The organism is Streptomyces marokkonensis (assembly GCF_008312835.1).
In the GTDB taxonomy this organism is placed as follows: Bacteria; Actinomycetota; Actinomycetes; order Streptomycetales; family Streptomycetaceae; genus Streptomyces; species Streptomyces marokkonensis_A.
Genome location: NZ_VSKS01000065.1, coordinates 1 through 1,051, shown reverse-complemented (window position 1 = coordinate 1,051; position 1,051 = coordinate 1). Strand labels below are relative to the sequence as shown.

1 rRNA gene is annotated in these 1,051 nt (G+C 56.3%); it reads left to right on the top strand.

Annotated features, from left to right (window positions below):
* Window positions 1–1,029 (top strand): 23S ribosomal RNA (locus F1615_RS35420); the annotation flags it as partial.
* Window positions 1,030–1,051 lie beyond the last annotated feature (22 nt).

The following is a 1,051-nucleotide window of genomic DNA, read 5'->3' as shown; positions in this document are numbered from 1 at the left end:
GGGCGAAGCTGAGAACTTAAGCGCCAGTAAACGGCGGTGGTAACTATAACCATCCTAAGGTAGCGAAATTCCTTGTCGGGTAAGTTCCGACCTGCACGAATGGCGTAACGACTTCTCGACTGTCTCAACCATAGGCCCGGTGAAATTGCACTACGAGTAAAGATGCTCGTTTCGCGCAGCAGGACGGAAAGACCCCGGGACCTTTACTACAGTTTGATATTGGTGTTCGGTTCGGCTTGTGTAGGATAGCTGGGAGACTTTGAAGCGGCCACGCCAGTGGTTGTGGAGTCGTCGTTGAAATACCAGTCTGGTCGTGCTGGATGTCTAACCTGGGTCCGTGATCCGGATCAGGGACAGTGTCTGATGGGTAGTTTAACTGGGGCGGTTGCCTCCTAAAGAGTAACGGAGGCGCCCAAAGGTTCCCTCAGCCTGGTTGGCAATCAGGTGTTGAGTGTAAGTGCACAAGGGAGCTTGACTGTGAGACCGACGGGTCGAGCAGGGACGAAAGTCGGGACTAGTGATCCGGCGGTGGCTTGTGGAAGCGCCGTCGCTCAACGGATAAAAGGTACCCCGGGGATAACAGGCTGATCTTCCCCAAGAGTCCATATCGACGGGATGGTTTGGCACCTCGATGTCGGCTCGTCGCATCCTGGGGCTGGAGTCGGTCCCAAGGGTTGGGCTGTTCGCCCATTAAAGCGGTACGCGAGCTGGGTTTAGAACGTCGTGAGACAGTTCGGTCCCTATCCGCTGTGCGCGTAGGAGTCTTGAGAAGGGCTGTCCCTAGTACGAGAGGACCGGGACGGACGAACCTCTGGTGTGCCAGTTGTTCTGCCAAGGGCATGGCTGGTTGGCTACGTTCGGGAGGGATAACCGCTGAAAGCATCTAAGCGGGAAGCCTGCTTCGAGATGAGGACTCCCACCCACTTGATGGGGTAAGGCTCCCAGTAGACGACTGGGTTGATAGGCCGGATCTGGAAGCACGGTAACGTGTGGAGGTGACCGGTACTAATAGGCCGAGGGCTTGTCCTCAGTTGCTCGCGTCCACTGTGTT